At 66.7% G+C, this 2842-nt stretch carries 3 protein-coding genes; all 3 read right to left on the reverse strand.

All coding sequences use genetic code 11. The annotated features are described in order from the left end of the window. A partial coding sequence (locus CO655_RS32925) for an acetoin dehydrogenase dihydrolipoyllysine-residue acetyltransferase subunit (protein WP_097667960.1) occupies positions 1-890 on the reverse strand: 890 nt, incomplete at its 3' end. A gap of 5 nt (positions 891-895) precedes the next feature. Continuing rightward, the gene (locus CO655_RS32930; protein ID WP_010034092.1) at positions 896-1903 is read right to left on the reverse strand and encodes an alpha-ketoacid dehydrogenase subunit beta; all 1008 of its coding nucleotides are present in this window, start codon (positions 1901-1903) and stop codon (positions 896-898) included. Between the two features lie 11 nt (positions 1904-1914). Continuing rightward, entirely contained in the window at positions 1915-2841 is a 927-nt protein-coding gene (locus CO655_RS32935) for a thiamine pyrophosphate-dependent dehydrogenase E1 component subunit alpha (protein ID WP_245424017.1), read from the reverse strand. Between the last annotated feature and the right edge of the window lies 1 nt (position 2842).

Below are 2842 nucleotides of genomic sequence, written 5' to 3' on the forward strand. Positions count from 1 at the left end.
CCGGCGATGGTGTCGGCGATTGCCGTCAATGCCTCCGGCACGCCTTCGAGACGTTTGAAGCGCAGGGTTCCTTCGACCATGTCGTTGGTGATCTTGGCGGGATCGGCAAACAGCCGCTCGAGCACGTTCAGAAGCGGCCGGCGCCGTTCGGCGGCGACGAAGTCGACCAGGAAGTCGCGGCTCATCTGCCGGCTCAAGCCGACCGGCGCGATCAATGTCAGCGACGCCACGCGCGACGGCTGGGCGGCGGCGATCCGTGCGGCGACGGCGCCGCCGAAGGAATGGCCGACGAGATGGAGCCTGCCGGGCGCGAGATCCCGGAGCGCGGCGCTGACGGCCGAGGCTATCTTGGCAAGCACATCACCGTCGACGGGCGACGAGGCGCCGTGCCCCGGCAGATCGACCGCGACCGTGCGGATGGTTTCGGCCAGCGGCGGCTGGTTGAACAGCCAGGTCGACAGATCGCCGCCGAAGCCGTGCAGGAACAGGACGACATCGTCGCCCTCGCCGGCTTCGAGCAGGTTGACCGTGCCGCCCTCGACCTCGACGATGCGCGGTGCTGCGCTGCCGGCGTCACCGCCCTCGCCCGCCCCCAGCCGGTCGGCATAGGTTTCGATGAAGGCGTCGATCTCTTCAGTGGTCGCGGCATCGTCGGTGATGACGCCGGCCAGGGCGCCGACCGGCGCCGTCGTGCCCTGCTGCAGCACGATGCGCCGCAAGGTGCCGCTTGCCGCCGCCTCCAGGACATTGGTGACCTTGGTCGTCTCGATCTCGAGGATTTCCTGACCGCGGGCGATGGTGTCGCCCTCATTGACCATCCATTGGGTGATCGTGCCTTCGGTCATCGTCATTCCCCATTTGGGAACAGTGACAGCTTCGATAAGCGACATGGGCTTTACCTCTTTACGATGGATCTGGCGGCCTTGGCCACGGCGTCGGGCGTCGGCACATAGACGTCTTCGAGATTGGGGGCGTAGGGAACCGGCGTGTGCGGCGCCGTCACCAGCTTGATCGGCGCCTTCAGCGCGTCGAAGCATTTGTCGGCAAACAGCGCCGAGATGTCTGTGGCGACGCTGCAGCGCGGATTGGCCTCGTCGACGATGACGATGCGGCCGATCCCTTCGGCGACATCGAGCAGGGTCTCCTCGTCGAGCGGCGAGGTGGTGCGGGGATCGACGACGCAGGCGGAGATGCCGTCGGCCGCAAGCTGGCGGGCCGCTTCCTCGGCGACGCCGACCATCCGTCCGATCGCCACGATCAGCACATCCTTGCCGTCGCGCACCACCCGGGCTTCGCCGAACGGGATGGTATAGGAGGCGTCCGGCACCTCGCCGACGGTGTCGTAAAGCATCTTGTGTTCGAGGAAGATGACCGGGTCATCGTCACGGATGGCCTGCAGCAGCAGCCCCTTGGCGTCATAGGGATTGGAGGGGATGACGACCTTCAGGCCCGGAATATGGGTGAAGATCGGATAGAGCGCCTGGGTGTGCTGGGAGCCGGAACGGCTGCCGGCGCCATAGGTGGCCCGAATGACGAGCGGCGTCTTGGCGCGGCCGCCGAACATATAGCGGAACTTGGCGGCCTGGTTCATGATCTGGTCGAGGCAAACGCCGACAAAGTCGACGAACATGATCTCGGCGATCGGGCGCAAGCCGGTCAGGGCAGCGCCGGCGGCGGCGCCGATGAAGGCGGCTTCGCTGATCGGCGTATCGCGGATGCGCTCGGGCCCGAACGCATCGAGCAGTCCGCGGGTGACCCCGAACGGGCCGCCCCAGGCGTCCTTGACGCCGTTGGCGCCGGCGCCGCCTGTCAGATCCTCACCCATCATGATCACGCGCGGGTCACGGGCCATTTCCGAATGGAGCGCCTCGTTGAGGGCCTGGCGGAAGGATTTCTTGGGCATGATCGTCGTCCTTACAGATACTTGACGTAGACGTCGGTGGTCAGAGCCGACAAGGGCGGGAAGGGTGCGGCCCGCGCGGCAGCGACGGCGCGGTTGATTTCGGCGTCAACCGCCTGATCGACGGCGTCGAGTTCGGCCGCCTCGAGCAGCGACACCTCGGCGACCCGCTTGCGGAAGTTGGTCAGGCAGTCGCGCTCCCGGCGCATCGCCGCCTTTTCCTCCGGTGTGCGGTAGTTGTCGGGATCGCCGCTATAGTGGCCGTAATAGCGCGGCACATGGACATGCAGCATCGTCGGCCCGCCACCGTTGCGGGCGCGCCCAACGGCCTCGCCGGCCGCCTCATAGACGCTGAACACATCCGTCCCGTCCACCTCGATGGCGGGGATGTCGAAGCTTTCGGCGCGGCGGGTGAAGCTGCCGGCGGAGACGTGCTCGTTGGCGGTGGCTTCGCCGAAACCATTGTCCTCGATGACGAAGACGATCGGCAGCATCCAGATCTTGGCAAGGTTGAAGCTCTCGGACATGACGCCCTCGTTCATCGCGCCGTCGCCGGCAAAGGCGACGGCGACGTGCCTGGTGCCGAGAAGCTTGGCGCTCAGGGCTGCGCCGCAGGTGATCGGCGCGCCAGCCGCGACGATGCCGTTGGCGCCGAGCATGCCCTTGCGCAGGTCGGCGATGTGCATCGACCCGCCCTTGCCGCCGCAGGTGCCGCTCGCCTTGCCGAACAGTTCCGCCATCATGCTGTCGATATCGACGCCCTTGGCGATCGAATGACCATGGCCGCGATGGGTGGAGGAGATGTAGTCGCCCTCGTCGAGATGCAGGCAAACCCCGACGGCGCTTGCCTCCTCACCGGCATAAAGATGGGTGTTGCCGGGAATGTCGCCGGTCGCCATCTCGTCCATCACCCGCTCCTCGAAGCGGCGGATCATCCGCATG

Origin of the sequence: Rhizobium sp. M1 (assembly GCF_002531805.1) — a bacterium.
GTDB lineage: Bacteria > Pseudomonadota > Alphaproteobacteria > Rhizobiales > Rhizobiaceae > Rhizobium > Rhizobium etli_C.